The sequence below is a fragment of the Microbacterium sp. gxy059 genome, from assembly GCF_050958665.1.
Taxonomy (GTDB): Bacteria; Actinomycetota; Actinomycetes; order Actinomycetales; family Microbacteriaceae; genus Microbacterium.
Genome location: NZ_JAMXWT010000011.1, coordinates 1 through 25,726 on the forward strand (window position 1 = coordinate 1; position 25,726 = coordinate 25,726).

Below are 25,726 nucleotides of genomic sequence, written 5' to 3' on the forward strand. Positions count from 1 at the left end.
CGCCGGCTGGGGCAGGAGGATCCGCACGTGGAACCAGTCGGCCTCGTGCTGGAAGACGATGGTGCCGCCGAGCGACTCGACGATCCGGCGCATGCTGCGGGTCCCGTATCCGTGCTGGCGCCGGTCGCGCTTCGTCGTGCTCGGCAGACCCCGGACGAACTCCACCGCGCGATCGTAGAAGTTCTCGACGCGGATCATCACGAGCGCGCCCTGCGTGAACACCGACACCCTGATGAGGCGCTTGTTCGGATCCTCGATCCGTCGGCAGGCGTCGATCGCGTTGTCCAGGGCGTTCCCGAACAGCGCGCTCAGCTGCGGCAGGTCGATGAACGAGACGGCGCGCCCGTCGACGACGGTCGTCATCGTGATCCCGTCCTGCAGGCACTTCTCCATCTTCGCGCTGAGGATGATGTCGAGCAGGCGGTTCCCCGTCTGGATCTCCGACTCGTATCCGCGGATGCTCGCCTCGAGGTCGCTGAGGTACTCCGACCGGCGCTCGGCGGACTCCTCGGCGCGGACGGCCGCCGCGTAGTACTGCAGGTCGTGGTGCATCCGGTTGAGCTCGTCGATGTTCCGCTTCGACTGCAGGAACTGCTCGTGCTGGAGCTCCATCATCATCTGCGTCTCGGCGAGCGCGATCTCGCGGCGCACCTGGGTCCGGTGGCTCTGCTGCGTGTGCAGGGCGACGAAGCCCGCGAGATCCACGAGGGTGCGGATGTAGAAGATGTCCAGCCCCGTGGTGCCGCTGAACGGCGTGTTCGTGGCGACGAAGCTCAGGTTGCTGACGAAGAACGTCGCTCCCGCGATGGCGACCGTGGACACGAGAGCGGTGGTGCCGACGGTGAACCGCTCGTCGTGCGGGAAGTTCCGCCGCTCGACGAGGAGCGCGACGGCGAGCGAGACCGCGTAGCAGGCGATGAGCAGGCCGAGCGACCCGATGAACGGCCACGCGCCGAGAGCGGGGGTCGGCGGGAGGGGCACCCAGTGGACCCAGAGCTGCCACTGCAGGGACGCGACGAGCTCCGCGAGCACGAACGAGCGGGCCGCGAGGTACCCCGCTCCGCGCACGGAGACGTCGGAGAGGAGGAGGATGAACCCCAGGATCGCGACCACCGCGGTCGCCATCCCCAGCATCCACAGGGTGATCGGAAGCAGCCCGACGAGGAGCTGCAGGGCGATCATCGCAGGCAGGCCCGCGGCGAGGAGCGACAGGTGCGTCGCGCGCCCGAAGCGCCGGCGAGCGAGCTGGATGTAGACGACGGCCGCTCCCCACTCGGCGAGCCCCGTGTACCAGCGCGGGATGTCCGGCAGGAGCTCCGGCGTCATACGAGCCGGCCGCCGATGTAGCTCGTGAGGGCGTCGAGCAGTGCCTTCTTGCGCGAACGGCTGATGCGCACCCGATCGCCGTTCGACATGACGCTGTCCTCGCCGTCGATCGCGACGAGGTGGCGCAGGTTCACGAGGTAGCTGCTGTGCGACCGGAAGAAGCGGCGCGGCTCGAGCAGATCGTCGTACTCCTTCAGCGCGGCGTTGAACGCGATGTCGTCGCTCGTCGTGTGCACGATGAGCTGATGCCGTCTGCTCTCGATGTAGAGGATGTCCGCGATGTCGACGCGGCGCGGGGCCGATCGCGGCCCGACGAGGATCGACTCGCGCTCGCGGCGCCCCAGCTCGGCGATGCCGCGGTCCATCTCGCTCCCGAGGGCGAAGGACGTGACGGGCTTGAGGAGGTAGCTCAGGGCCTGCACCGAGTATCCGGTGACGGCGTACTGCGCGGTCTTCGTGACGAAGATGATGATGACGCCCGCGTCCATCCGGCGGATCTCCGCCGCGGTGCGCATGCCGTCGATGCCCTCCATCTGGATGTCGAGGAGGACGATGTCGTACGCGTGCTGGTAGTTCTCCAGGAGCCCGGCGCCGTCGGAGAACTCCGAGATCCGCAGGGTGACCGGGTTCTCCGCCTCGTAGTGGCGCAGCAGCGCGCGGAGATGGTCGCGATCGCGCGGGCTGTCGTCGACGAGCCCGATCGACACGACGCGATTCGCAGGGGACGACACGCCCCCACGATACGTCACGCGCCTCCGGCGCTCCCCTTCGCCCCCGAGCGCCGCTTTGTCAGAGGCCCCGCCTAACGTGGTGGGCATGCGGATCACCGGCACGCCACCCACCCTCGTCTGGAGCGCGACGGACCTGCGCGCGGCGGCGGAGTGCGAGTTCGGCTGGATGCGCCGCATCGACGCGAAGCTCGGGCGCTGCGAGGAGGTGCCCGACCCGGAGGACGCGATGCTCGAGCGCGCGGCTCGCCTCGGCGACGCGCACGAGACCCGCACGCTCGAGCGGTATCGAGAGCGATTCGGCGCCGCCGTGGTGGAGATCGAGCGCGCCTCGTCCGCCCGCGCCGACGAGCTCGCGCAGGCCGTCGCGGCGACCCGCGCGGCTCTGGCGGATCCCGAGGCGCGCGTCGTGTTCCAGGCGGCGTTCGCGAGCGACGAGTTCGTGGGCTTCGCCGACTTCCTCCTCCGCGACGAGGACGGACGCTGGCGGGTGCAGGACACGAAGCTCGCCCGCACGGCCCGCGTCACGGCGCTCATGCAGCTCGCCGCCTACGTCGATCAGCTCGACCGGCTCGGCGTGCCGCGGGCAGACGAGGTCGACCTGCTGCTGGGCGACGGCACGACGTCGACGCACGCGCTCGACGACCTCCTCCCGCTGTTCTCCGTGCGCCGCGACCGTCTGCGCGGCCTCGTCGCCGACCGGCGGGTCGCCGACGGCGCCGCGGTCGCCGCGATCGAGTGGGGCGACGAGCGCGCCGACCTCGCCGTGCGCGCCTGCGGGCGCTGCCCGGTCTGCGACGCCGAGGTCGTCTCGCGCCGCGACCTGCTCCTCGTCTCCGGCATGCGCCCCGCTCAGCGCGCGCTCCTCCGCTCCGCGGGCGTCGCGACCATCGACGCGCTCGCCGCGGCCGATGCGGCGCCGGCGCGGATGAGCGCAGACGCCTTCCAGACGCTGCGCACCCAGGCGCGCCTGCAGCTCGAGACCGAGGCGGAGGGCGGGGGAGCTCCCCGCTGGGAGGTCGTCAACCCCGCCGCGCTCGGCGCCATGCCCCGTCCCGACCACGGAGACATCTTCTTCGACTTCGAGGGCGACCCGCTGTTCAGCCAGCCCACGCCCGACGGCGGCACGGCCTGGGGCATCGACTACCTGTTCGGCTGGGTCGACATGCGCGAGCAGTACACGTCGCTCTGGGCGCACGACCTCGATGCCGAGCGCGCCGCGCTCGAGCGGTTCTGCGACTTCGTCGCCGCGCGCAGGCGTGCGCATCCGCAGATGCACATCTACCACTACGCGCCCTACGAGCCCACGCACCTCGCGGCCATGGCGGCCAGGCACGGCGTGCGAGAGGCCGACGTCGACCGCATGCTCCGCGACGAGCTGTTCGTCGACCTGTATCCGATCGTCAAGAACGCGCTGCGCGTCGGATCGCGCTCCTCCTCCCTCAAGAAGCTCGAACCGCTCTACATGGGCGACGAGGTGCGGGAGCAGGACGTGCAGAAGGGCGACGAGTCGATCCTCCGCTACGTCGAGGCCCGCGCGCTCGTCGGCGGGGGAGACGAGGCGGGCGCGCAGCGCATCCTCGACGACCTCGCCGACTACAACCGCTACGACTGCGTCTCGACGAGGCGCCTGCGCGACTGGCTCGTCGAGCGGGCTCGGGAGACGCGGGTGCTGCCCGCCGCGCCCGACGATCGCGCGATGGGCGCCTACGAGCCGTCGCCGCGCGCCGTGGCGCTCCTGGCCCGCGCCGACGAGAAGCGCGAGGAGCGCCTCGCGGCCGACGCCTCCTCCGTCGAGGGCGGAGACGAACGGGCGCTCCGTCTCGCGGCGGCCGCCATCGACTACTACCCGCGCGAGGCGCGCGCCTTCTGGCAGGGGCACTTCGAGCGCCTGAGGGAGCCGCTGTCGCTCTGGAGCGAGACCCGCGACGTCATCGCCGTCGACGTGCGCCGATCCGACATCGTCGACGACTGGCACGTGCCGGACGGATCCCGCGCGGAGCGCCGGCGCATCGCCCTGCGCGGGGCCCTCGCGCCCGGCACCCGCCTCCGCGCGGGCGCCCGACCCTTCCTCCTCTACGCCGCGCCCGCGCCGTTCCCCAGCGAGGCGTCCGCTCGCTGGATCCACGTGCCCCGCGAGGCGAACGTCGTCGAGGTGCTCGACGACGGCGTCGTCGTCGACGAGTACGCCGCCCAGGGCGCCACGTGGCACGACCTGCCCCTCGCGGTCACCCCGCCCTCGCCCCCGCAGGCCGGCGCGCAGCAGGGCGCCATCGAGGAGTGGGCAGACGGGCTGCTCGGCACGACGAGTCGCGTCGGCGAGAGCGCCGACGGGTTCCCCATCGACCCGGCCACCGACATCCTGCGGGGCCTGCGCGCCGATCACCACTCGGGCCGCGTCGTCGGCTCCGCCATCGGCAGCGACATCGACGCCATCGTCTTCTCGCTGCTCAGCGTGCCCACCTACCTCGCCGTGCAGGGCCCTCCGGGCACGGGCAAGACCTACGTCGGCTCCCACGTCATCGCCCGGCTCGTCAACGACCACGGATGGAAGGTCGGGGTCGTCGCGCAGTCGCACGCCGTCGTCGAGAACATGCTCGACCGGGTCGTCGGCGCCGGGGTCCCCGCCGAGAAGGTCGGCAAGACGCTCAAGGGCGGTCAGACGCCGGCCGACGAGCGGTTCACGGTGCTGCCCCGCGGCGGGCTCGCCGACTTCCAGCGCAACCGGCGCAAGGGGTACGTGATCGGCGGCACCGCATGGGACATGGCGAACGTCACCCGCGTCGGCCGTCGCGAACTCGACCTCCTCGTCGTCGACGAGGCCGGCCAGTTCTCGCTCGCCTCCACGATCGCCGTCTCGATGGCCGCGCGGCGCCTGCTGCTGCTCGGCGACCCGCAGCAGCTCCCGCAGGTCAGCCAGGGCACGCACCCCGAGCCGATCGACACCTCGGCCCTCGGATGGCTCATGCGCGGCCAGTCGGTGCTGCCCGAGGGGCACGGCTACTTCCTCGCGCAGACCTGGCGCCTGCATCCCGACGTCGCCCGGCCGGTGTCGCAGCTGTCGTACAGCGGACGGCTGCGCTCGCGGCCCGGCGCCGACCGGCGGCGCATCGACGGGATCCGTCCCGGGCTCCACACCGTGCCGCTCGCGCACCGCGGCAACGCCACCGAATCGCCCGAGGAGGCCGAGGAGGTGCTGCGCGTGGTGCGCGACATGATCGGCCGCCCGTTCGTCGACATCGACATCGACGACGAGCAGCGGGCGACGCCGCGTGACCCGCGGCCCCTCGAGGCCTCCGACATCATCGTCGTCGCGCCCTACAACGCCCACCAGCAGCTCGTCGAGCAGACGCTCCAGCGGGCCGGCCTCGGCGACGTGCGGGTGGGCACGGTCGACCGATTCCAGGGGCAGGAGGCCGCCGTCGCGATCCTCACCCTCGCCGCCTCCTCCGGCCGAGACGCGCCGCGCGGCCCCGAGTTCCTCCTCCTGCAGAACCGGCTCAACGTCGGGCTCAGCCGCGCGAAGGTCGCCGCCTTCCTCGTCTTCAGCCCCGCCCTGCTCGACGACATCCCGCACCGCGCCGAGCAGGTGGCGCGCTTCAGCGCGTTCGCGCGCCTCGTCGCGTCCGCCCCGCGCGACGGGCGGCCCGAGCACGCACCGGCGGCAGGTGCGGCGGCCGGGTCCGGCTCCCGAGACCGCGCCGGTCTCCGGACACACGGCGACGCCGCGGCCCCCGAAGGAGCCGCGGCGCGCGAAGAGCAGGATCAGACGGTGCCGTAGAGGCGATCCCCGGCGTCGCCGAGACCGGGCACGATGTACCCCTTCTCGTTGAGGCGCTCGTCCATCGCCCCGAGCACGAGGGTGAGGTCGCGCTCGCCCACGAGCGACTCGATCGCGTGCACGCCCTCGGGCGTGCCCAGCAGGCACACGGCGGTCACGTCGGTCGCGCCGCGGTCGAACAGGAACCGGATCGCCGCCGCGAGCGAGCCGCCCGTCGCGAGCATCGGGTCGAGCACGAAGCACTGCCGACCGCTGAGGTCATCGGGCAGACGCTCGGCGTACGTGCTCGGCTGCAGCGTCTCCTCGTCGCGGACGATGCCGAGGAAGCCCACCTCGGCCGTCGGCACGAGCTTCGTCATGCCCTCGAGCATGCCGAGACCCGCCCGCAGGATCGGCACGACGAGCGGCTTCGGGTCGCCGATCTTCACGCCGGTCGTCGTCGTGACCGGCGTGACGACCTCGCACTCCTCGACGCGCACGTTGCGGGTCGCCTCGTAGGCGAGGAGGGTCATGAGCTCCTCCGTCAGCTGACGGAAGACCGGCGACGGGGTGCTCTTGTCGCGGAGGACGGACAGCTTGTGGGTGATGAGCGGATGGTCCGCGATGTGCACGCGCATGCGACCAGGGTACGCGGAACCCGCCCCGAGACCGCTGGAACGGCCGTCGCGGATCCGCGCGCCGCATCGGCGAGAGGAGGAGAATGCCGGAAGAGGCCTCCGCGCCCGGGGGCCGGACACCCGCACGAAGGAGGAGAAGCCATGAAGGCTCTGCAGTACGTGAAGGTCGGATCCGCCCCGGAGATCCGGGAGGTGCCGACGCCCGAGCCCGGTCCGGGCCAGGTGCGCCTGAAGGTCACCGCCGCCGGCGCCTGCCACTCCGACTCGTTCGTCATGGGCCTCTCCGAGGATGACTACGCGGCGTTCGGCTATCCGCTGCCGATGACGCTCGGCCACGAGGGCGCCGGCATCGTCGACGCGCTCGGCGAGGGCGTCGCGGGGGTCTCCGTGGGCGACGCGGTGGCGGTCTACGGTCCGTGGGGCTGCGGGCGCTGCTACCAGTGCGCCCAGGGCAAGGAGAACTACTGCGAGCGGGCCGGCGAGCTCGGCATCACCCCGCCCGGGCTGGGGCGCGACGGCTCGATGGCCGAGTACATGCTCATCGACGACCCGCGCTTCCTCGTGCCCCTCGGCGACCTCGACCCGGTGAAGAACGTCGCGCTCACCGACGCCGGACTCACGCCGTACCACGCGATCCGCGGCTCGCTCGGCAAGCTCGTTCCGGGATCCACGGCCGTCGTCATCGGCACGGGCGGCCTGGGGCACGTCGCGATCCAGATCCTCCGCGCCCTCACGCCCGCCACCGTCATCGCGCTCGACGTCAGCGACGAGAAGCTCGCCCTCGCGAGCGAGGTGGGCGCGCACCACGCCTTCCTCTCGAACGACGACGCGCCCGACGAGATCGCCAGGGCCATCGGGCGCCCGACGGTCACCGCGGTGTTCGACTTCGTCGCCATCCAGCCGACGATCGACCTCGGGGCGCGGCTGTCGGGCGTCGAGAGCGACGTCGTGCTCGTCGGAGTGGGCGCGGGGAAGACCGACGTCGGCATGCTCGCCCGCCCCTACGACGCGACGGTGCGCGCCCCCTACTGGGGCTCGCGCCCCGAGCTGATGGACGTGCTGCAGCTCGCCCGCACCGGGCAGGTGTCGGTCGAGACCGAGACCTTCTCGCTCGACGAGGCGCCGGAGGCGTATCGCCGCCTGCACGAGGGGAGCCTGCGCGGACGCGCCGTCATCGTCCCGTAGCGCGGGAGCCTCTCCCGCCGCGGGGAGGATCCGGGCGACGAGGCCCGCCGGAGGCGCCGTCTTCTCCGAGGGAGACGGTGCCTCGCCCGTCCGGGGCCGCCTCCCGGCACCGTCGCAGCTCGGGCCGAGCGCCGTCGCGGTAGCCTCGCACCATGCTCCCCGACGCCGCCGACGTCGCGCGCATGCGCCGCGCCCTCGTCCTCGCGCTCGACGCCGAGCGCGCCGGCGAGGTGCCGGTCGGCGCGGTCGTCGTCGACGCCGACGGGCGCCTCATCGGCGAGGGGCACAACGAGCGCGAGGAGACGACGGATCCGAGCGCCCACGCCGAGGTGCTCGCCCTGCGGAGGGCGGCGCGATCCGTCGGATCCTGGAACCTCTCCGGCTGCACCCTCGTCGTGACGCTCGAGCCGTGCCTCATGTGCGCGGGGGCGCTGCTGCAGGCGCGCATCTCGCGCGTCGTCTTCGGCGCGTGGGACGACAAGGCCGGCGCCGCCGGATCCCTCTACGACGTCGTGCGGGACAGGCGTCTCCCGTACCGGGCGGAGGTCGTCGGCGGGGTGCTCGAGGCCGAGACGCGCGAGGTGCTCGGGCGCTTCTTCGACGCGCGGCGCTGACTTCTCCACAGGCGCGGAATCGGCCTGGACACCCCGTACGTCGCCCCCGATACCGTCGGCGGCATGACGGATCAGCCCCGCCCCGAGCGCTCGCGCGACCTCACGTGGCTGCAGGCGCTGCTCTTCTGCACCATGACGCACCCGTTCGGCCCGGTCGGGCTGCTCGTCGATCCCGGCCTGGGCGAGCGCGCCCTGTACGTCGGCGCGCTCATCGTCATGCCCGTGTCCTGGGTGATGCTCCCCGCGATCCTCATCTCCGTCGCGGTGCCGCTCGCCGACTCGGCGCGGGCGACGGGGCGGTATCGCCCCGTGACGCCGGCGATGGCGGTCATCGGCTGGTCGGTGCTCGCCGCGCTCGACGCGGCGGGGGCGGCGGACGCGGCCGACGCCCTCCGGCTCGCCGTGCGCGACGCCGCCTGGACGGCCCTCGCGGCCTTCCTGTCCCTCGGCGTGCACGGCCTCGCCGCGACGCGTCAGCGCAGCTGAGGTAGCACCTCCTCGCCGAGGAAGGCGACGTGGTCGAGATCGGTCATGTCGATCATCTGGAAGTACAGCCGCTGGGCGCCGAGCTCGATGAGCCGCCCCGCCCGGTCGGCGATCCGGGCGGCGGATCCGCAGAACGTGTGGTCATCGCGGAACGCGGCGAGGTGCACGCCCGTCGCGGCGGCGCGGCGCGCGACGTCCTGCTCCGTCTGGCCGCCGAGGGTCGTGAGGGCAACCGACGTGCGCAGGGTCGCCGGGTCGCGCTCGATCGCCTCGCAGGCGGCGCGGGCGCGGCGCCAGCGATCGACGACGAGGTCCTCCTCCTGGAAGGCGACGTTGAACTCGGCGGCGTGCCGTGCCGCGAGCGCCGGCGTGCGGGAGGGGCCGGTGCCGCCGACGATGACGGGAGGCGGGCTCTGGCGCGGCTTCGGCAGCGCGGGCGAGTCGGTCAGCCGGTAGTGGTCGCCGTCGAACGAGAACGACTCGCCCGCGGGGGTCGCCCAGAGGCCGTTCACGATCTCGAGCTGCTCCTCGAGCAGGTCGAAGCGCTTCGCGGGAAAGGGGATGCCGTAGGCGGCGTGCTCGGCCTCGTACCAGCCCGTGCCGAGCCCGAGCTCCGCGCGCCCGCCGGACATCTCGTCGACCTGCGCGACCTGGATCGCGAGCAGTCCGGGCCAGCGGTAGGTGACGGACGAGACGAGGGTGCCGAGCCGCAGGCGCGTCGTCTCGCGGGCGAGCCCCGCGAGCGTCGTCCACGCGTCGGTCGGCCCCGGCTCGCCGGAGAAGAACTCGCCCATCCTGAGGAAGTGATCCGAGCGGAAGAACCCGTCGAACCCGCTCTCCTCGGCCTGACGCGCGAACGCGAGCTGCGTGTCGTACGAGGCTCCCTGCTGCGGTTCGGTGAAGACGCAGAACTCGATGTCGCTCATGCGCCCATCCTGGCACCGACGGGGCGTCAGTCGCTCGACTTCAGCACGTACGCCTCGGTCGGCAGCTTCTCCGCCTCCACGTCGCGGAACACGTCGGGCTCGAGGTAGATGACCCGCGCGTCGGGCACCGCCCTGCGGATCCGCTTCTCGACGGCGTCGATGTCGTGCGCCGCGGAGGCGACGGGCTTGTCGGCGGGCAGCCCGATCTTCGCCGCGACGAGCAGCTCCTCGGGGCCCAGGTAGAGCGTCTTGACGTGGATGAGCTTCTGCACCTCCGGACCGTCCTCGACCGCGTGCACGATCGCGTCGAGCTGCGCGCGCGTGGCGCCCTCGCCGACGAGGAGACTCTTCATCTCCACGCCGACGATGATCGCGATGACGATGAGCAGGATGCCGATCGCGAGGGTGCCGAGGGCGTCGTACAGCGGATCGCCCGTGATGACGGTGAGCGAGACGCCCGCGAGGGCGAAGACGAGGCCCGTGAGCGCGCCGGTGTCCTCGAGCAGCAGCACGGGCAGCTCGGGGGAGCGCGAGCGCCGGATGAACTGCCACCAGGACTGCCCCCGATCGCGCACCTCGTTCGCCTCCCTCATCGCCGTGCGCAGCGACAGCGACTCGAGCACGATGGCGAACGCGAGGATCACGATCGGCAGCCACCACCAGCGCTCGTCCAGCGCGTGCGGGTGGGTGAGCTTGTCGATGGCCTCGTACACGGAGAAGAGGCCGCCGACCGAGAAGAGGATGATGCCGACGACGAACGCGGAGACGTACCGCTCGCGCCCGTATCCGAACGGGTGCTCGCGGTCGGCCTCCCGCTTCGCGATGCGCCCGCCCCGGAACAGCAGCACCTGGTTGGCGGAGTCGGCCACCGAGTGCACGGCTTCGGCGAGCATCGATGCGGATCCGCTCAGCAGCCACCCGATGAACTTCGCGAGGGCGATGCCCATGTTCGCGAGGAACGCCGCGAGGATCGCCTTGCCTCCGCTGTGTGCACTCATGAGGCCGAGGGTACTCCGCGGCCAGGCGGATCCTCGGCGCCCTCGGCGGAATAGGGTGGGGCCATGACCGATTCCCTTCCCGCAGTCGCGTTCCTCGGTGCCGGGTCGATGGGAGGAGCGATCCTCCGCGGTCTCGTGGCCAGCGGGATCCCCGTCGACGGCGGCATCTCCGTCACCAACCGCAGCGTCGGGAGCGCGGAGGCGCTCGCCTCCCTCGACGGCGTCACGAGCATCGCCCTCGAGCAGACGCCCGACGGCAACCTGCAGGCCGTGCGCGACGCGCAGCTCGTGATCGTCGGCGTCAAGCCCTACATGGTGGCTGACCTCCTGGACGAGATCGCTCCGCACCTGGCCGACGACGCCGTCGTCGTGAGCCTCGCGGCCGGCATCACGCTCGCGCAGTTCGAGGAGCGTCTCGGCGATCGTCCCGTCGTGCGCTCGATGCCCAACACCCCGTCCACGGTGGGCCGCGGCGTCACCGGCATCGCGGGGGGCGCGCACGCGACCGACGCGCATCTCGCGATCGTGCGCCGCCTGTTCGAGACGGTCGGGGCCGTCGTCGAGGTGTCAGGCGACGACGGGATCGACGCGATCTCGACGATCTCGGGCTCCGGCCCTGCCTACGTCTTCCTCCTCATCGAGAAGCTCACCGAGGCGGCGCGTCATCAGGGGTTCTCGGAGGCCGATGCGCGTCTCATCGCCGAGGGGACGTTCGTCGGCGCGACCGCTCTGCTCGAGGCGGAGGGCGAGGATCCCGCCGAGCTGCGCCGCCGCGTCACGAGCCCGAAGGGCACGACGGAGCAGGCGGTCCGCGTGCTGCAGGAGGCGGGGCTCGACCGCGTCTTCAGCGAGGCGACCGACGCCGCCTACGCCCGGGCGAAGGAGCTCGCCGCCGAGGGGTGAGCGACGCTCGCGCGAGGCGCCCCGGCATCGCGGCGGGGCCCCGCTCGCTCAGCGGTCGAGGTTCGCGAAGCGCTCGACGTTCTCGTTCGGGCCGGAGACGATGATGAGGTCGTGGTTGGTCACGACCGTGTCGGCCTCCGCGTAGCGGAACGGCTTGCCCGGCGCCTTCACGCCGACGATGGTGACGTCGTACTTCGTGCGCACGCCGGAGTCGGCCAGGCTCATGCCGCGGATGAACTTGGGCGGGAACATCTTCACGAGCACGAAGTCGTCGTCGAAGCGGATGAAGTCGAGCATCCGCCCGTTCACGAGGTGCGCGGTGCGCTCGCCGGCCTCGCGCTCCGGATAGATCACGCGGTTCGCTCCGACCCGCGAGAGGATCTTGCCGTGCGCCTGCGAGACGGCCTTCGCCCAGATCTGCGGCACCTTCAGGTCGACGAGGTTCGCGGTGATGAGCACCGAGGCCTCGATCGAGCTGCCGACCGCGACGACCGCGACCTGGAAGTCCTGCGCGCCGATCTGCTGCAGCGCCTCGATGCTGCGCGCGTCCGTCTGCACGGTGTGGGTGACGCGCTCCGACCACTTCTGCACGAGCGTCAGGTCGGAGTCGATCGCCAGCACGTCGCGCTCGAGGCGATCGAGCTCTCCGGCGCAGGCGGCGCCGAACCGGCCGAGCCCGATGATGAGGACGGGCGCGTCGCTGCGGATCTGCTCAACCAACGATGGGCCTTTCGACGGGCAGCGAGTAGTGCTGCGTGCGCGACGTCGCCGCGACCGCGGCGGCGAGTGTGACTGTACCAACGCGGCCCATGAAGATCGCGACCGCGAGCACGTACAGCGCGGAGTCGGGGAGCCGCTCGGTGAGCCCCGTCGACAAGCCGGACGTGCCGAACCCGGAGATCACGTCGAACATCACCTCGGCGATGGGGGCGTGCGAGATCTGGGCGATGATGATGGTCGCGAGCGCGACGATCGTCGCGCCCCAGGCGAGGACGGCGACCGCGACGCGCTGCACGTCGCTCGGGATCCGCCGGCCGAAGACCTCCACGGAGGGCCGGCCCTTCGCCTCCGACCACACCGCGAGCGCGAGCACCGCGAGGGTGGTGACCTTGATGCCGCCCGCCGTGGAGGCGGAACCGCCGCCCACGAACATGAGCATCGACCCGACGACCATGCTCGATCCGTACAGCTCGCCGATGTCGACCACCGCGAACCCGCCCGAGCGGGTCATGACCGACATGAACAGCGACTGGAAGAGCGTGTCGCCGAGGTTCATCGATCCGAACGTGCGCGGGTTGCCGTACTCGAGCGCGAGGAACGCGGCGGCGCCTCCGACGATCAGGAGCGAGGTCGTGATGAGGGTGAGCTTGACGTGCAGCGGCCAGCGGCGCGGTTCGAACCGGTGGTGTCCTCCGCGTCCGAACAGCTGCCGCGAGAGCGCGTAGATGACGGGGAACCCGATGCTGCCGAGGAACACGCTCAGCATGATCGCCGTCATGAAGAAGTAGTCCTGGGCGAACACCTCGATGCCGCCGTCGTTGAACGTGAACCCCGTGTTCGTGAACGACATGGCGGCGTAGACGGGCGCGAGCCACAGCGCGACGCGCCAGTCGTAGACCGCGGTGATCGAGGGGTAGATGAGGATCGCGACGCCGACCTCGATGATCAGCGTCGAGAGGGCCACCGTGCGCAGCAGCTGGCCGACCTCGCCGAGCTGCACCGTCTGCGACTCGTTGACGGCGCCGCCGTGCGCGCGCAGCGGGTTGGTGTCGCCCGCGGCCATGAGCTTCGCCCGCAGGCCGATCTTCCGCGAGACGATGAGCCCGAGCATCGAGGCGAGGGTGAGCGCGCCGAGCCCGCCGATGTTCACGCCGATGAAGATGACGATGTCGCCGAAGGGTGACCAGTGCGAGGACATGTCCACGCTCGCGAGACCCGTCACGCAGATCGTGGACATCGCGGTGAACAGGGCATCGGCCAGCGGCGTGACCGTGCGGTCGGCCGAGGCGATCGGCAGCGACAGGAGCGCCGTGAAGAGCAGGACCAGCGCGGAGAACACGAGGAGCGCGAAGCGCGCGGGGGAGTGCGTCGTGACGACGCGGAACCAGTGCCCGACCCCGTGGGTCGCGCGACTCCAGGCATTCGCCTGCGATGCAGCCGATCGGACGGCCATGACGCTCTCCACCTTCGCTCCCGCGGCAAGACGTCGCTCATCGTACGCCCTGCGTGCGTCTCTGGCCGCGTATGTCGCACATGACATACGCTGTGGGCTATGGCCGACATCTTCGACGTGATCGCCGACGGCACGAGGCGCGACATCCTCCAGCTGCTCCTGCGCCGAGACGCCGAGACCGACGGCGGCACGAGCGTCTCCCAGATCGTCAGCGAGCTCGGCGTGAGCCAGCCGACCGTGTCGAAGCACCTCAAGGTGCTGCGGGAGGCGAGCCTCGTGACGGTGCGGGAGGAGGGGCAGCATCGCTTCTACCGCGTCGACGCGGCGCCCCTCGAAGAGGTCGACGACTGGCTCGTGCCGTTCTTCGTCGACGACGAGCAGCTGGCCGCGGAGGCGGCGCAGTCGATCTACGCGCCGCTTCCCGAGTCGGCGTCGCGCGTCGCCGAGTCGCTCGGCCGCACGGCGGCCGTCGTGCAGACGGCGCTCAAGCGCCTCGGCGCGTAGCCGCCGCGCTCAGGCCGCCGGCAGGAAGATCTCGACGCGCCGGTTGAGCTGGCGCCCCGCGGGGTTGTCGACGCCGTCGATCTCGTTCGCCGCGACCGGGCGCGACTCGCCGTATCCCTCGGCGGTGAGGCCGGCGGTCACCCCGCGCTCCTCGAGGGCCTCGACGAGGGACGCCGCACGATCCTCCGAGAGCGTGAGGTTGTACGCGTCCGAGCCGATCGAGTCGGTGTGCCCGGAGACGACGGCCTCCGTCGCCTGGGCCTCGACGAGGACGTCGGCGACCTGATCGAGCACGTCGGCCGCGTCGGGGCGGACGTCGCTCCTGTCGAAGTCGAACAGCACGCTGTCGCTGAACGTGATGGTCGTGCCGCACGACTCGACGGGGGCGAGCGCCTCGAGCGGCGGGAACGCGCCGAGAGAGGGCACGGGAGGCGCGGGCCCGGCTCGCCGCGCCCCCGGGTCAGCGCCGCCCCGCCTTGCGCCGGAACAGCCACGCGCCCCAGGCGATCGCGAAGGCGAGGATCCCGGCGCACCAGGCGAGGGCGATGGCGGGAGCGGTCCCGGGGTCGGTGCCGAGCAGCAGCCCGCGCAGCGTCTCCACGACCGGCGTGATCGGCATGGTCTCGGCGACGGGCTGGAGCCAGTCGGGCATCGTCGACGTCGGCACGAAGGCGCTCGACAGGTAGGGGAGGAACAGGACGATGAACCCGTAGCCGTTGGCGGCCTCTGCGGAGCCCGCGGCGAGGCCGATGGAAGCGAACAGGTAGGTGATGGCGAGGATCCAGAGCGCCACGAGCGCGGCCGCGCCGAGCGCCTCGCCTGGCGTGGTCTCCGGGCGGAACCCCACGAGCAGGGCGACGCCCACGACCACCGCGGTCGCGAGCAGGTTGCGCACGAGGCTCGACAGCACGTGTCCCGTCAGCACGGCGCCTGCGCGGATCGGCATGGTGCGGAAACGGTCGATGATGCCGTTCTGCATGTCGCGGGCGACGGCCACGGCGGTGGAGGAGGCGCCGAAGCCCGCGCACAGCAGGACGGCTCCGGGGACGACGTAGTCGGCGTATCCGCCCGACGGATCGATGGCCCCGCCGAACACCCAGGTGAACATGAGCATGAGCAGCACGGGCAGCAGGACCGCCATGAGGAGCGTCTCGGGATCGCGCCAGGCGTGGCGCAGACTGCGCCCGGCGAACACGAGCTCGGCGGAGAGCGCGGAGGGGCGGGAGGGGGCGATGGCGGTCATCAGGCGGCCGTCCTCTCGGGGGAAGCGGGCTCGGTGAGGGCGAGGAAGACGTCGTCGAGCGCGGGGCGGCGCACCTCGACCGTCCCCTCGACGGGAGACAGCTCGTCGAGCGCGCGGCGGACGCCGGCGACGGAGCCGTCGCTCGCGGCGGAGGCGAGGATCGCGCCGGCCGCGTCGCGCACCTCGACGGTCTCGCTCCCGACGAGCGCCTTGAGCTCGGCCGCGGCGCCGATCGCGGCGATGCGGCCCGCGGTGAGGACCGCGATGCGCTCGGCGAGCTGATCGGCCTCCTCGAGGTACTGCGTCGTGAGGAAGACCGTCGTCCCGGTCGCGGCCAGCTCGCGGATGATCCGCCACAGATCGCGGCGGCTGCGGGTGTCGAGGCCGGTGGTCGGCTCGTCGAGGAAGAGCACGTCGGGGCGCGTCACGAAGCTCAGCGCGAGGTCGAGGCGCCGACGCATGCCGCCCGAGAAGGCGCCGACGCGGCGAGCGGCGGCGTCCGCGAGGTCGAACCGGTCGAGCAGCTCGTCGGCCCGCCGCCGCGCGTCGCGCCGCGAGGATCCGGAGAGCCGGGCGAACATCGCGAGGTTCTCGCGGGCGGTGAGCAGCTCGTCGACGGCGGCGGCCTGGCCGGTCACCGCGATCCGCCGGACGACGTCCCGGGGAGCGAGCGCGACGTCGTGCCCCAGAACGGCGGCGGTTCCGGCGTCGGGGGCGACGAGCGTGGTGAGCACGCCGATCGTGGTCGTCTTGCCGGCGCCGTTCGGCCCGAGCAGCGCGAAGATCTCGCCGCGGTCGACCTCGAGGTCGACCCCGTCGAGGACGATCTGCCCTCCGAACGACTTCCGCAGCCCTCTGATCGAGATGGCGGGTTCCATGTGCCTCTCCTTCGTGTGTATGGGTGAAACTGTTTATGACCGTAACACACTGTTTATTACGTACACAACGTAGACTTCGACCATGACCGACTCGCTCGAGCTGCCCCGCGGAATCGCCCTCGCCTGGGGGGTGGCGGCGAGCCCCCGCCGCGGCCCCAAGCGGGAGATGAGCGTGGAGCTCATCGTCGAGCAGGCGGTCGAGCTGGCCGACGCGGAGGGGATCGACGCGGTGTCGATGGCGGCCGTCGCGAAGCGGCTCGGCTTCACGCCCATGTCGCTCTACCGCTACGTGAGCGCGAAGGACGACCTCCTGCTCCTCATGCAGGAGGAGGCCACGGGCGTGCCGTCGCTGGCATATCGCGAGGCCGACGGGTGGCGGGAGAAGATGCGGACCCTCTTCCGCGAGCAGGTCGACATCTACCGTCGGCACCCCTGGCTGCTCTCGCTGCCGATCAGCGGCACGCCCGTCACGCCGAACAGCTCGGAGTGGCTCGAGGCGGGCCTCTCCGCCTTCGACGGCACGCCCCTCGGCGTGGATGAGAAGCTGGCCGCGGCGCTCGTCGTGACGGGCCAGGCGCGATGGACGGGGACGGTCCTCGCGGGATACGTCGAGGCCGAGCGCGAGAGCGGGAAGACGGCCGACGAGATCGCGGCGCACGAGAGCGCCCTGTTCGACGCGGTGATCGCGGCCGATGCGTTCCCGCGGCTGCGCGCGATCATCGACGCCGGGGCGTTCACATCGACGCACGATCCCTTCGTCTTCGGATTCGAGCGGGCGCTCGACGGCATCGAGGCGTACATCGCGGCGGGGGGAGAGGCTCCGGCCGCTCCGGCCGCGCCGACGGACGACGATGCGGATGTCGCGGACGACAAGCGGTACCGCGCGGCGCTGAAGGCGACCGCCGCCGCCGAGAAGGCCGTGCGCCAGGCGGAGAAGGAGCTGCGTCAGGCGCGTCGCGCGCAGGAGCAGGCGCGGAAGGAGGCGCGCGCCCGCCGCGCGGGCTGAGTCTCGGCATCGAGGGGAGCGGGCGTCGCACGCTCCCCTCGATCGCTCTGCACGGTGCGTCGGCGAGGGAGCCGGACGGCCTGCGCGTCGTCGGCGGGACGACGCCGTCGCCGCTCATCCGATCTGCGGAGCAGCCACCTCGACGGCGGGGCCTGGATGGACATGCGCCGCGTCGACTTCCTCGTCGTCGACCGGTGACGGGTCAGAACGCGTCGACCAGCTCGCACAGGGGCTGGTTGTTGATCTCGGTGTTCGTCTGCCGCAGCCCGTCGATGCGCGCGATGCCCACGCGACCCGCCGCGCGTGCGGCGTCGATCCTCTTCCGCGACCCGCGCACCGCGCACCGCGCCGCGGAGGGCGCGCATCATGGCGCCGGCGATGATGAGCACCGGCGAGAGGCAGAGCGCCGTGACCCAGACCCAGGCCACGCGGTCGTCCCCGGTGAGGAGCGCGTAGAGGCCCGAGGAGAGGGTGGCTCCGGTGAGCAGGGCGGCGAGCAGTCCGATCACACCAGAGGCCCTAGCGGGGCCCGGATCACACGCGTCCCTTCTGTTTACAGCAGGCTCGCTCAGCCCCTAGAGTCGGGGGAACAGCACATCGGGGGAGAGACATGTCCGACCTGACCGAAGAGCCGCGGTTCCTGACGGTTGCCGAGGTCGCCGACCTCATGCGCGTCTCGAAGATGACCGTCTACCGGCTCGTCCACGCGGGGGAGCTCCCCGCCGTGCGCTTCGGGCGCAGCTACCGCGTTCCGGCGAGCGCCGTGCCGCAGGCCGGCTCCCTCGGGGGCGATGCGCAGGTCGGCTGACCGTTCGCCGCACGGGGCATGCCCGCGCATGGGATAGGATGCTCCGAGGCACTTTTTCTGCCGTGCCCGTTCCCGGACGTCGGCACATGCTCGTGCCAGGCTTCCAACCCCTAGACGTAGCGAGGTTCCCGTGGGTTCTGTCATCAAGAAGCGCCGCAAGCGCATGTCGAAGAAGAAGCACCGCAAGCTTCTCCGCAAGACTCGTCACCAGCGCCGCAACAAGAAGTAAGCAGCGCACGTCCATGAGCGCCGACTCCGTCTCCGACGGGTCGGCGTTTCTGGTGTCTGGTGTCGGGGTCGCTCTCCGCGGTGAGAGGATGGATCCATGCAGGAGATCACCGTCGCCGATCTGAAGGCGCGCACAGGCATCCCCCTCATCGACGTGCGCGAGGAGGACGAGTTCGCCCAGGGGCGCGTGCCCGGCGCCGTCAACATCCCGCTCTCGCAGCTCGGAGAGCGCCTGGGAGAGCTGCCGCCGGAGTTCGACGTGATCTGCGCTGCCGGCGCCCGCTCGGCCCGCGCCGCGGAGGCCCTCGCCCCGCACGGCTACGAGGCCACGAACGTCGCGGGCGGCACGAACGCCTGGATCGCGGCGGGCTACGACGTCGAGCGATGACCGCCGTCACCCTGATCGGCAAGGCCGACTGCCACCTCTGCGACGTGGCGCGCGAGATCGTCGACAAGACGATCGCCGACCTGCCGGATGACGTGGCGGGCGCGATCGACGTGACCGAGCTGTCGATCCTCGACGATCCGGCGCTCCACGAGGCGTGGTGGGAGAAGATCCCCGTCGTCCTCATCGACGACCGGCTGCACACCCACTGGCGCGTCTCGGCCGACCGGCTGCGCGCCGCCCTCCTCGACGCGCATCGGAGTGACGCATGATCCGCCACATCGTCCTGTTCCAGGCCGCAGACGGCACGCCGCAGACAACCCTCGACGAGGCCGCCCGGCGCCTCGAGGCGCTCGTCGGCGTCGTCCCCGGGCTGCGCTCGATGAGCGCAGGCGCCAACGGCCTCGACCTCGAGGGCAACTACGACCTCGCGCTCGTCGCCGACCTCGACGACGCGGAGGCGCTCGCCGGCTACGCCGTGCACCCCGCGCACGTGGAGGTCGCCGAGCTCATCGGCACCTTCAAGACCGGCCGCGCCGCCGTCGACATCGCTCTCTGACGGCCGCCGGACGCGCACGCAGAAGGGCCCCGCGGCCCGCGGGGCCCTTCTGCGTGCGCGTCAGTCCTCGTCGGCCTCGGGGTCGTGGTCGACGCCGGCCTCGGCCCGCTGCTCCGGCGTGATCGGGGCGGGCGCCGAGGTCAGCGGGTCGAATCCGCCGCCCGACTTCGGGAACGCGATGACCTCGCGGATCGACGGGGCGCCCGCAAGGAGCGACACCGTGCGGTCCCAGCCGAGCGCGATTCCACCGTGCGGCGGGGCGCCGAACGCGAACGCGTCGAGGAGGAAGCCGAACTTCTCCTGCGCCTCCTCCTGGCCGATGCCCATCACGTCGAAGACGCGCTCCTGCACGTCGCGACGGTGGATGCGGATCGAGCCGCCGCCCATTTCCACGCCGTTGCAGACGATGTCGTAGGCGTAGGCGAGCGCTTCGCCCGGCTCCTCGTCGAAGCGGTCGAGCCACTCGTCCTTCGGCGACGTGAAGGCGTGGTGCACGGCCGTCCACGCCGAGTGGCCGAGGTCGACGTCCTCCGGGTCCTCGCCCGTCGGCTTGAAGAGCGGGGCGTCGACGACCCACACGAAGGCCCAGGCGTCGTCGTCGATCTGCCCCGTGCGGTGCGCGATCTCGACGCGCGCCGCGCCGAGCAGGGCGCGCGCCTCGCTCGTCGCGCCGGCCGCGAAGAACACCGCGTCGCCCGGCTGCGCGCCGGTGATCTCCGCGAGGCCCGCGCGCTCGGCGTCGGAGAGGTTCTTCGCGACGGGGCCGCCGAGCGTGCCGTCCTCGGCGAACGTGACGTACGCGAGGCCCTTCGCGCCGCGCGACTTCGCCCAGTCCTGCCACGCGTCGAACTGGCGGCGGGGGAGCGAGGCGCCGCCCGGGTGCACGACGGATCCGACGTACTCCTGCTGGAAGACGCGGAACGTCGTGTCGGAGAAGTAGTCGGAGAGCTCGACGATGGCGTTGCCGAACCGCAGGTCGGGCTTGTCCGACCCGTACAGGCGCATCGCGTCGGCGAACGTGATCCGCTCGATGGGGGTGGGCACCTCGACGTCGATGAGGCGCCACAGCTCCTTCACGAGCTCCTCGCCCAGGGCGATGACGTCCTCCTGGTCGACGAAGCTCATCTCGATGTCGAGCTGCGTGAACTCGGGCTGGCGGTCGGCGCGGAAGTCCTCGTCGCGGTAGCTGCGGGCGAGCTGGTAGTAGCGCTCCATCCCGGCCACCATCAGCAGCTGCTTGAACAGCTGCGGCGACTGCGGCAGCGCGTACCAGCTGCCGGGGTTGAGGCGCGCGGGCACGAGGAAGTCGCGTGCGCCCTCCGGCGTCGAGCGGGTCAGCGTGGGCGTCTCGATCTCGAGGAAGTCGTGGCGCTCGAGCACCCGGCGAGCGACCGCGTTCGCGCGCGAGCGCAGGCGGATGCCCGCGGCCGAGCTCGGGCGGCGCAGGTCGAGGTAGCGGTGCTTGAGGCGTGCCTCCTCGCCCACCGTCTCCTGGCCGTCGAGCGCCGTCGAGACCGGGAAGGGCAGCGGGGCCGACTCGTTCAGCACCTCGACGTCGCTGATGAGGACCTCGACCTCGCCCGTGGGCAGGTTCGGGTTCTCGTTGCCGTCGGGGCGCCGCGCGACCTCGCCCGTGACCTTCAGCACGAACTCGCTGCGCAGCGGGTGCGCGATCTCCTCGTCTCGGATGACCACCTGGGCGATCCCCGACGCATCGCGCAGATCGATGAAGGCCACGCCTCCGTGGTCGCGACGGCGGTCGACCCACCCCGCGAGGGTGACGGTCTGACCGATGTGCTCGGCTCGCAGCGAGCCGGCTTCATGGGTGCGCAGCACTTCAGGATCCTCCTGATCGGGTGACGGAACCCCTCAATCCTAGGGTGTGCCCCCTCACAGGAACGTGGGGCCTTCCCCAGGGCGCGCGCCAAGGGGGTGTGGGTAGTCTCGCTGGCGGCGCGGATCCGCGCGCACCCGCAGGAAGGATCACCGGATGACGCCCCAGCAGACGATGCCGAGAGCGCGCGCGACGCAGTCGCCCCTCAACGTGATCCGCGGCTTCCTCATCGGAATGGCGGAGCTCGTGCCCGGCATCTCCGGCGGCACGGTCGCGCTCGTCCTCGGCGTCTACGAGCGCGCGCTGCGCGCCGTGAACAGCCTCGCGTCCGCCGTGAAGGCGCTGATCGCGGGGCCGGATCGCCTGCGGGGCTTCCGTCGCGAGATCGCGGGCATCGAGTGGTGGCTGATCCTCCCGGCGCTCGTCGGCATGGTCGGCGCGCTGCTGTTCGCGGCGGGCCCCGTGAAGCACCTCGTCGAGACCTACCCCGAGAACGCCAGGGGGCTGTTCTTCGGACTCGTCGTCGCCAGCTTCGTCGTACTGTTCCGCATCATGCCGCGCGGGCGCAGCACAGTGCTCGGCATCGTCGGCGACATCGCGATCATCGTCATCGCCGGAGCCGTGGCCTTCACGCTGGTCGGCCTCGCGGGCGGACAGACGGTGGAGGAGCCCTCCGTCTGGTTCATCGCGCTCGCCGCCGCGCTCGCGGTGTGCGCGCTCGTCGTGCCCGGCCTGTCCGGCTCCTTCTTCCTCCTCGCCCTCGGCCTCTACGAGCCGACCCTGCAGGCGGTGGCCGACCGCGACTTCGCCTACCTCGGCATCTTCCTCGTCGGCGCGCTCGTCGGCCTGTTCACCATCGCGAAGGTCGTCTCGTTCCTCCTCGAGCACCGCCGCCGCATCACCCTCGTCGTGATGATCGGGCTCATGGCGGGATCCCTGCGCGCCCTCTGGCCGTGGCAGGGCGGGCCAGGCGGCTCGGAGGGGCACGGCACGCTGCTCGCGCCGACCGACCCGCTCGTCCCGATCCTGCTCGCGATCCTCGGCGCGGCCGTGGTCATCGGCTTCATCGTCGCGGAGTCCATGATCCTGCGGCGCCGCTCCGCCCGGCCGGTCGAGTGAGCGCGCGGATCCTGCCCGCGCTGCACGGATCCTGGCTCGGCGGCATCGTCGACGGCGTCGTGTCGCTCGTCGACCTCATGGGCCCCCTCGGCGTCGGCATCGCGATCGCCCTCGAGAACCTCTTCCCGCCCATCCCGAGCGAGGCGGTGCTGCCGATCGCGGGGCTCGCGGCGAGCCGCGGATCCTTCGGCCTCGTCGAGGCCATCGCCTTCGCGACGGCGGGCTCGCTCGTCGGCGCGTTCGCTCTCTACACGATCGGGGCGCTCGTCGGCGTCCCGCGGCTGCGGTGGCTGTTCGCCCGGATCCCACTCCTCGACGCCGACGACATCGACCGCACGGTCGCCTGGTTCCAGCGGCACGGCCGCGGCGCGGTGTTCTTCGGGCGGTTCGTGCCGATCTTCCGCAGCCTCATCTCGATCCCGGCGGGGGTCGTGCGCATGCCCCTCTGGCAGTTCGCGCTCTACACGGGGCTCGGGAGCCTCATCTGGAACACCGTCTTCGTGATGCTCGGCTGGTACCTCGGCGAGTCGTGGCACATCGTCGAGCGGTACATGGACGTCGCGCAGAACGTCGTCATCGCGCTCGTCCTCGTCGCGGTCGTCGTGTTCGTCGTCGTGCGGGTCCGCGCGCGCCGCCGCGAGCGCTGAGGGCGGGCGGAGCGCCGCATCCGACGCGCAGGCGCGGGAGAGTCCGATCCCGTCACGGGGATCACGCGGACGAGGTTCCGCGACCCGCTCGGAGAGCCCTGGCCGTGGAGCAGCGCCGGCGGGCTCGAGCCCGCCTGAGGATCACACCGCGCCGAGGTCGATGCCGGCCTGGGCGGGCTCCGCGTACGCGACCTCCCGGAATCCGGTGGGCGAGGTGCCGTCGCGGACGAACGACGTGACGCTCGAGAGGGCGCAGCGCCGGGACGTCGGGGAGTGGCCGAGCCTCTCGCCCGCGACCGCGAGATGGGAGACCCAGATGGGCGCCTGGTGCGACACGATGACGGCGTCGCCGTCGCGGGTCTCCTCCCACGCGGCGTCCATCGCCTCGATCATGCGCACGGCGATGTCGGCGAACGGCTCGCCCCAGCTCGGGCGGGACGGGCGGACGAGGTGCCTCCAGTTGAGCGGGTTGAGCACGGCGCGCTTCATCCGCTTTCCCGCGAAGGCGTTCCGCGGCTCGATGACGCGCTCGTCGAGGCGCGGGGTGAGGCCGTACGCCTCGGCGAACGGCTCGGCGGACTCCTGGGTGCGCTGCAGCGGCGAGGCGACGAGGGTCGTGACCTCGCGGCCGGCGTCCTGCAGGTGCCGGGCCGCGGCCCTGGTCATCTCCCGCCCCGCATCGCTCAGCCCGAACCCGGGGATCCGCTCGTACAGCACGTGACGGGGGTTGAACACTTCTCCGTGACGGACGAGGTGCAGTCGCTCAGCGGCCATGCGGAGAGCCTATCGGCGGCTGAGCCGCGCGCCGTCCGCGTAGCCTGGGCGGCATGAGCTCCCCGCGTCCGTTCCCGTGGATCCTCGCGCTCGTCATCGACGCGGCGCTCGTCGTGCTGTTCGCGCTGCTCGGCATGCGCAGCCACCACGACGGCTTCTCGATCGTCGCGCTCGCGACGGTCGCGTGGCCGTTCCTCGCGGGCACGGCGATCGGGTGGGGCATCGCCAGGGCATGGCGCGAGCCCGCCGCGCCGCTGCGCACCGGGCTCGTCGTCTGGCTGCTCGCGGCCGGCGGCGGGATGGTGCTGCGCGTCGCGACCGGCGGCGGGTTCGCCTGGTCGTTCCTCGCCGTCACGGCGCTCGTGCTCGCGGCCTTCCTCATCGGCTGGCGCGCCCTCGCGGCGCTCGTGCGGCGGATCCGCCGTCCGGCCGCGTCCCGCTGACCCGCCCTCCGCTCGCGAGCGGCGCAGGAATTCGCGAGCGGCGCAGGAATCGGACCGAATATCTGCGCCGCTCGCGAGGATCTGCGCCACTCGCGAGCCCCGCGCCGAGGGATGGCACCATCCGGGGGGCGCGGGGCGGTGCCGCTCGCGAGCCCGGGGGCCGCACTCAGGCCCTTCTTTACTACGGCACGTAGAATTGTCGGGTGCCCTCCTCCCGTCTGACGCGTCGCCTCCTCGCCGGCGCGCTCGCCGTCGCCGTGGCCGCCTCGCTCGCGGCCTGCACGCGCAGCGCCGAAGCCGACCAGTACCTCGACGGCGACAACAAGGGGTACATCGCGGGCGACGGGCGCGTCGTCGAGATCCCCGAGGGCGAGCGCGAGGATCCCGTCGCCTGGGAGGGCGAGACCGAGCACGGCGAGGCGCTGTCCAGCGACGACACGATCGGCTCCGTCACGGTCGTCAACTTCTGGTACGCCGCCTGCGGCCCCTGCATCGTCGAGGCGCCCGACCTCGAGGCCGTCTGGCAGGAGTTCCAGGACGACGGGGTGCGCTTCGTCGGCGTGAACACCTACGACCAGGCCGACACCGCTCTCGCGTTCGCGAAGGACAACGGCGTGACCTACCCGAGCCTCATCGACGTGAACACGGGATCCGCGAAGCTCGCCTTCGCTGCGGCGACCCCGATCCAGGCGACCCCCACCACGCTCGTGCTCGACGCGCAGGGGCGCGTCGCGGCGCGCATCATCGGGCAGCTCGAGAGCGCGTCCATCCTGCGCACCCTCGTGAGCGACGCGCTGGACGAGAGCGCGTGAGCGTCGACCAGATCGTCGGGGGCGGCGCGCTCTGGGCGGCACTGCCGATCGCGCTGCTCGCCGGCGCGCTGTCGTTCCTCTCGCCCTGCGTCCTGCCCCTCGTGCCCGGCTACCTCGGCTTCATCTCCGGCGCCGTCGCGCCCCGCGGCGAGACGGAGGGCGCCCAGCCGCGCCGCGGGCGCCTCGTCGGCGGCGTGCTGCTGTTCATCGCGGGGTTCACGGTCGTCTTCATCGCGATGAACGTGTTCTCGGGCGGGCTCGGCCTGTTCCTCCTCCGCTACAGCGACATCATCACCCGGGTGCTCGGGGCCGTCGTGATCCTCATGGGCCTCGTGTTCCTCGGCCTGTTCCGGCCCATGCAGCGCACCGCACGGCCGACGCTCAGCGGAGACCTCGGCCTCGTCGGCGCGCCCCTGCTCGGGCTCGTGCTCGGCATCGGCTGGGCGCCCTGCATCGGCCCGACCCTCGCGGTCATCATGAGCCTGTCGTGGAACACCGGCGACGTGTGGCGCGCCGGACTCCTCGGCCTCGTGTATTCGCTCGGGCTCGGCCTCCCCTTCCTGCTCGCGGCGCTCGGCTTCGGCTGGGCGACGCGCTCCCTCGCGTTCCTGCGCCGTCACGTGCGCACCGTGAACATCATCGGCGGATCCCTGCTGATCCTGCTCGGCGTGCTCATGGTCTCGGGCGTCTGGGGAATGATCATGTCGAGACTCCAGGGGGTGATCGGCGGTGTCGAGCTCCCGCTCTGA

Annotated in this window: 30 protein-coding genes; 17 read left to right on the plus strand and 13 right to left on the minus strand. The window is 72.0% G+C overall.

Annotated elements, in window-relative coordinates; all coding sequences use genetic code 11:
- Both NHL53_RS07960 and NHL53_RS07965 read right to left on the minus strand, forming a co-directional pair.
- On the minus strand, window positions 1-1,326 hold a 1,326-nt coding region (locus NHL53_RS07960), incomplete at its 3' end, for a GHKL domain-containing protein (RefSeq protein ID WP_433776322.1).
- Window positions 1,323-2,057, minus strand: coding sequence for a LytR/AlgR family response regulator transcription factor (locus NHL53_RS07965; protein ID WP_433776323.1), 735 nt, complete (start codon window positions 2,055-2,057; stop codon window positions 1,323-1,325). The genes NHL53_RS07965 and NHL53_RS07960, both read right to left, overlap by 4 nt.
- 85 nt (window positions 2,058-2,142) lie before the next feature.
- On the opposite strand from NHL53_RS07965, the gene NHL53_RS07970 reads away from it, so the two are divergent.
- Window positions 2,143-5,835: a TM0106 family RecB-like putative nuclease gene (locus NHL53_RS07970; protein ID WP_433776324.1), complete on the plus strand. Its 3,693-nt coding sequence runs from the start codon at window positions 2,143-2,145 to the stop codon at window positions 5,833-5,835.
- Here NHL53_RS07970 and upp read toward each other — a convergent pair.
- Complete coding sequence (gene upp, locus NHL53_RS07975; RefSeq protein WP_433776325.1) at window positions 5,820-6,452, minus strand: uracil phosphoribosyltransferase; 633 nt, start codon at window positions 6,450-6,452, stop codon at window positions 5,820-5,822. The two genes, NHL53_RS07970 and upp, sit on opposite strands and share 16 nt — an antisense overlap.
- 141 nt (window positions 6,453-6,593) lie before the next feature.
- On the opposite strand from upp, the gene NHL53_RS07980 reads away from it, so the two are divergent.
- The 3 genes from NHL53_RS07980 to NHL53_RS07990 all read left to right on the plus strand — a co-directional run bounded on the left by NHL53_RS07980 (window position 6,594) and on the right by NHL53_RS07990 (window position 8,737).
- A complete protein-coding gene (locus NHL53_RS07980) occupies window positions 6,594-7,637 on the plus strand; it encodes an NAD(P)-dependent alcohol dehydrogenase (RefSeq protein ID WP_433776326.1) in 1,044 nt (347 codons plus the stop codon).
- A 152-nt stretch (window positions 7,638-7,789) separates the two neighbouring features.
- Window positions 7,790-8,251 carry a tRNA adenosine(34) deaminase TadA gene (tadA, locus tag NHL53_RS07985; RefSeq protein WP_433776327.1) on the plus strand — a complete coding sequence of 154 codons (462 nt, stop codon included), beginning with the start codon at window positions 7,790-7,792 and terminating at the stop codon, window positions 8,249-8,251.
- Between the two features lie 63 nt (window positions 8,252-8,314).
- Entirely contained in the window at window positions 8,315-8,737 is a 423-nt protein-coding gene (locus NHL53_RS07990) for a hypothetical protein (RefSeq protein WP_433776328.1), read from the plus strand.
- Here NHL53_RS07990 and NHL53_RS07995 read toward each other — a convergent pair.
- Together NHL53_RS07995 and NHL53_RS08000 are read right to left on the minus strand one after the other, a co-directional pair.
- Window positions 8,725-9,654, minus strand: coding sequence for an LLM class F420-dependent oxidoreductase (locus tag NHL53_RS07995; RefSeq protein WP_433776411.1), 930 nt, complete (start codon window positions 9,652-9,654; stop codon window positions 8,725-8,727). The genes NHL53_RS07990 and NHL53_RS07995 overlap by 13 nt on opposite strands.
- A gap of 35 nt (window positions 9,655-9,689) precedes the next feature.
- Window positions 9,690-10,661, minus strand: coding sequence for a cation diffusion facilitator family transporter (locus NHL53_RS08000; RefSeq protein ID WP_433776329.1), 972 nt, complete (start codon window positions 10,659-10,661; stop codon window positions 9,690-9,692).
- Window positions 10,662-10,724: 63 nt separating this feature from the next.
- Between NHL53_RS08000 and proC the strand changes: the two genes are divergently transcribed.
- Window positions 10,725-11,564: a pyrroline-5-carboxylate reductase gene (proC, locus tag NHL53_RS08005; protein WP_433776330.1), complete on the plus strand. Its 840-nt coding sequence runs from the start codon at window positions 10,725-10,727 to the stop codon at window positions 11,562-11,564.
- 48 nt (window positions 11,565-11,612) lie between these two features.
- On the opposite strand, the gene NHL53_RS08010 is transcribed toward proC, so the two are convergent.
- Together NHL53_RS08010 and NHL53_RS08015 are read right to left on the minus strand one after the other, a co-directional pair.
- On the minus strand, window positions 11,613-12,284 hold the full coding sequence (locus NHL53_RS08010) for a potassium channel family protein (protein WP_433776331.1): 672 nt from the start codon (window positions 12,282-12,284) through the stop codon (window positions 11,613-11,615).
- Window positions 12,277-13,737: a TrkH family potassium uptake protein gene (locus NHL53_RS08015; RefSeq protein WP_433776332.1), complete on the minus strand. Its 1,461-nt coding sequence runs from the start codon at window positions 13,735-13,737 to the stop codon at window positions 12,277-12,279. The genes NHL53_RS08010 and NHL53_RS08015 overlap by 8 nt, the downstream gene beginning before the upstream one ends.
- A gap of 99 nt (window positions 13,738-13,836) precedes the next feature.
- Between NHL53_RS08015 and NHL53_RS08020 the strand changes: the two genes are divergently transcribed.
- Complete coding sequence (locus NHL53_RS08020; RefSeq protein WP_433776333.1) at window positions 13,837-14,241, plus strand: ArsR/SmtB family transcription factor; 405 nt, start codon at window positions 13,837-13,839, stop codon at window positions 14,239-14,241.
- Window positions 14,242-14,250: 9 nt separating this feature from the next.
- On the opposite strand, the gene NHL53_RS08025 is transcribed toward NHL53_RS08020, so the two are convergent.
- Genes NHL53_RS08025 through NHL53_RS08035 form a run of 3 tightly spaced genes read right to left on the minus strand, consistent with a single transcriptional unit; the run spans window position 14,251 to window position 16,362 of the window.
- Entirely contained in the window at window positions 14,251-14,667 is a 417-nt protein-coding gene (locus tag NHL53_RS08025) for an OmpA family protein (RefSeq protein ID WP_433776334.1), read from the minus strand.
- A 34-nt stretch (window positions 14,668-14,701) separates the two neighbouring features.
- Window positions 14,702-15,484 (minus strand): ABC transporter permease, encoded by a 783-nt coding sequence (locus NHL53_RS08030; RefSeq protein ID WP_433776335.1) that lies wholly within the window; start codon window positions 15,482-15,484, stop codon window positions 14,702-14,704.
- A complete protein-coding gene (locus NHL53_RS08035; protein ID WP_433776336.1) occupies window positions 15,484-16,362 on the minus strand; it encodes an ABC transporter ATP-binding protein in 879 nt (292 codons plus the stop codon). Before NHL53_RS08035 ends, NHL53_RS08030 begins: the two co-directional genes overlap by 1 nt.
- Before the next feature lie 82 nt (window positions 16,363-16,444).
- Between NHL53_RS08035 and NHL53_RS08040 the strand changes: the two genes are divergently transcribed.
- Window positions 16,445-17,368, plus strand: coding sequence for a TetR/AcrR family transcriptional regulator (locus NHL53_RS08040; RefSeq protein WP_433776337.1), 924 nt, complete (start codon window positions 16,445-16,447; stop codon window positions 17,366-17,368).
- Between the two features lie 202 nt (window positions 17,369-17,570).
- Here NHL53_RS08040 and NHL53_RS08045 read toward each other — a convergent pair whose 3' ends face one another.
- Window positions 17,571-17,705, minus strand: a complete 135-nt coding sequence (locus NHL53_RS08045) for a hypothetical protein (RefSeq protein WP_433776338.1) — start codon at window positions 17,703-17,705, stop codon at window positions 17,571-17,573.
- Window positions 17,706-17,978: 273 nt separating this feature from the next.
- Here NHL53_RS08045 and NHL53_RS08050 point away from each other — a divergent pair, with 273 nt between their 5' ends.
- The 5 genes from NHL53_RS08050 to NHL53_RS08070 all read left to right on the plus strand — a co-directional run bounded on the left by NHL53_RS08050 (window position 17,979) and on the right by NHL53_RS08070 (window position 19,348).
- A complete protein-coding gene (locus NHL53_RS08050; protein ID WP_433776339.1) occupies window positions 17,979-18,176 on the plus strand; it encodes a helix-turn-helix domain-containing protein in 198 nt (65 codons plus the stop codon).
- Window positions 18,177-18,306: 130 nt separating this feature from the next.
- Window positions 18,307-18,405: a 30S ribosomal protein bS22 gene (locus NHL53_RS08055; protein WP_005504750.1), complete on the plus strand. Its 99-nt coding sequence runs from the start codon at window positions 18,307-18,309 to the stop codon at window positions 18,403-18,405.
- Between the two features lie 96 nt (window positions 18,406-18,501).
- Window positions 18,502-18,792 carry a rhodanese-like domain-containing protein gene (locus NHL53_RS08060; RefSeq protein ID WP_433776340.1) on the plus strand — a complete coding sequence of 97 codons (291 nt, stop codon included), beginning with the start codon at window positions 18,502-18,504 and terminating at the stop codon, window positions 18,790-18,792.
- Window positions 18,789-19,061, plus strand: coding sequence for a glutaredoxin family protein (locus NHL53_RS08065; protein WP_433776341.1), 273 nt, complete (start codon window positions 18,789-18,791; stop codon window positions 19,059-19,061). Before NHL53_RS08060 ends, NHL53_RS08065 begins: the two co-directional genes overlap by 4 nt.
- Entirely contained in the window at window positions 19,058-19,348 is a 291-nt protein-coding gene (locus NHL53_RS08070; protein WP_433776342.1) for a Dabb family protein, read from the plus strand. Before NHL53_RS08065 ends, NHL53_RS08070 begins: the two co-directional genes overlap by 4 nt.
- Window positions 19,349-19,408: 60 nt before the next feature.
- Here NHL53_RS08070 and aspS read toward each other — a convergent pair whose 3' ends face one another.
- Complete coding sequence (gene aspS / locus NHL53_RS08075) at window positions 19,409-21,184, minus strand: aspartate--tRNA ligase (protein ID WP_433776343.1); 1,776 nt, start codon at window positions 21,182-21,184, stop codon at window positions 19,409-19,411.
- Window positions 21,185-21,338: 154 nt separating this feature from the next.
- Here aspS and NHL53_RS08080 point away from each other — a divergent pair, with 154 nt between their 5' ends.
- Both NHL53_RS08080 and NHL53_RS08085 read left to right on the plus strand, forming a co-directional pair.
- Entirely contained in the window at window positions 21,339-22,301 is a 963-nt protein-coding gene (locus tag NHL53_RS08080) for a DUF368 domain-containing protein (RefSeq protein ID WP_433776344.1), read from the plus strand.
- Window positions 22,298-22,948, plus strand: a complete 651-nt coding sequence (locus NHL53_RS08085) for a DedA family protein (RefSeq protein WP_433776345.1) — start codon at window positions 22,298-22,300, stop codon at window positions 22,946-22,948. Before NHL53_RS08080 ends, NHL53_RS08085 begins: the two co-directional genes overlap by 4 nt.
- Window positions 22,949-23,089: 141 nt before the next feature.
- Here NHL53_RS08085 and NHL53_RS08090 read toward each other — a convergent pair whose 3' ends face one another.
- A complete protein-coding gene (locus tag NHL53_RS08090; protein ID WP_433776346.1) occupies window positions 23,090-23,722 on the minus strand; it encodes a histidine phosphatase family protein in 633 nt (210 codons plus the stop codon).
- A gap of 53 nt (window positions 23,723-23,775) precedes the next feature.
- Between NHL53_RS08090 and NHL53_RS08095 the strand changes: the two genes are divergently transcribed.
- The 3 genes from NHL53_RS08095 to NHL53_RS08105 all read left to right on the plus strand — a co-directional run bounded on the left by NHL53_RS08095 (window position 23,776) and on the right by NHL53_RS08105 (window position 25,726).
- Complete coding sequence (locus NHL53_RS08095; RefSeq protein WP_433776347.1) at window positions 23,776-24,165, plus strand: DUF3054 domain-containing protein; 390 nt, start codon at window positions 23,776-23,778, stop codon at window positions 24,163-24,165.
- Between the two features lie 203 nt (window positions 24,166-24,368).
- Window positions 24,369-24,977: a TlpA family protein disulfide reductase gene (locus tag NHL53_RS08100; RefSeq protein ID WP_433776348.1), complete on the plus strand. Its 609-nt coding sequence runs from the start codon at window positions 24,369-24,371 to the stop codon at window positions 24,975-24,977.
- Window positions 24,974-25,726, plus strand: a complete 753-nt coding sequence (locus NHL53_RS08105) for a cytochrome c biogenesis CcdA family protein (RefSeq protein ID WP_433776349.1) — start codon at window positions 24,974-24,976, stop codon at window positions 25,724-25,726. Before NHL53_RS08100 ends, NHL53_RS08105 begins: the two co-directional genes overlap by 4 nt.

Coding starts and splice junctions, on each gene's coding strand:
- NHL53_RS08070 (WP_433776342.1), top strand. CDS start 19,058: ATGATCCGCCACATCGTCCTGTTCCAGGCCGCAGACGGCACGCCGCAG.
- NHL53_RS08065 (WP_433776341.1), top strand. CDS start 18,789: ATGACCGCCGTCACCCTGATCGGCAAGGCCGACTGCCACCTCTGCGAC.
- NHL53_RS08000 (WP_433776329.1), bottom strand. CDS start 10,661: ATGAGTGCACACAGCGGAGGCAAGGCGATCCTCGCGGCGTTCCTCGCG.
- NHL53_RS08035 (WP_433776336.1), bottom strand. CDS start 16,362: ATGGAACCCGCCATCTCGATCAGAGGGCTGCGGAAGTCGTTCGGAGGG.
- NHL53_RS08050 (WP_433776339.1), top strand. CDS start 17,979: ATGTCCGACCTGACCGAAGAGCCGCGGTTCCTGACGGTTGCCGAGGTC.
- NHL53_RS08090 (WP_433776346.1), bottom strand. CDS start 23,722: ATGGCCGCTGAGCGACTGCACCTCGTCCGTCACGGAGAAGTGTTCAAC.
- NHL53_RS08030 (WP_433776335.1), bottom strand. CDS start 15,484: ATGACCGCCATCGCCCCCTCCCGCCCCTCCGCGCTCTCCGCCGAGCTC.
- NHL53_RS08060 (WP_433776340.1), top strand. CDS start 18,502: ATGCAGGAGATCACCGTCGCCGATCTGAAGGCGCGCACAGGCATCCCC.
- proC (WP_433776330.1), top strand. CDS start 10,725: ATGACCGATTCCCTTCCCGCAGTCGCGTTCCTCGGTGCCGGGTCGATG.
- NHL53_RS08080 (WP_433776344.1), top strand. CDS start 21,339: ATGACGCCCCAGCAGACGATGCCGAGAGCGCGCGCGACGCAGTCGCCC.
- upp (WP_433776325.1), bottom strand. CDS start 6,452: ATGCGCGTGCACATCGCGGACCATCCGCTCATCACCCACAAGCTGTCC.
- NHL53_RS07970 (WP_433776324.1), top strand. CDS start 2,143: ATGCGGATCACCGGCACGCCACCCACCCTCGTCTGGAGCGCGACGGAC.
- NHL53_RS08040 (WP_433776337.1), top strand. CDS start 16,445: ATGACCGACTCGCTCGAGCTGCCCCGCGGAATCGCCCTCGCCTGGGGG.
- NHL53_RS07980 (WP_433776326.1), top strand. CDS start 6,594: ATGAAGGCTCTGCAGTACGTGAAGGTCGGATCCGCCCCGGAGATCCGG.
- NHL53_RS08095 (WP_433776347.1), top strand. CDS start 23,776: ATGAGCTCCCCGCGTCCGTTCCCGTGGATCCTCGCGCTCGTCATCGAC.
- NHL53_RS08015 (WP_433776332.1), bottom strand. CDS start 13,737: ATGGCCGTCCGATCGGCTGCATCGCAGGCGAATGCCTGGAGTCGCGCG.
- NHL53_RS07990 (WP_433776328.1), top strand. CDS start 8,315: ATGACGGATCAGCCCCGCCCCGAGCGCTCGCGCGACCTCACGTGGCTG.
- NHL53_RS08020 (WP_433776333.1), top strand. CDS start 13,837: ATGGCCGACATCTTCGACGTGATCGCCGACGGCACGAGGCGCGACATC.
- tadA (WP_433776327.1), top strand. CDS start 7,790: ATGCTCCCCGACGCCGCCGACGTCGCGCGCATGCGCCGCGCCCTCGTC.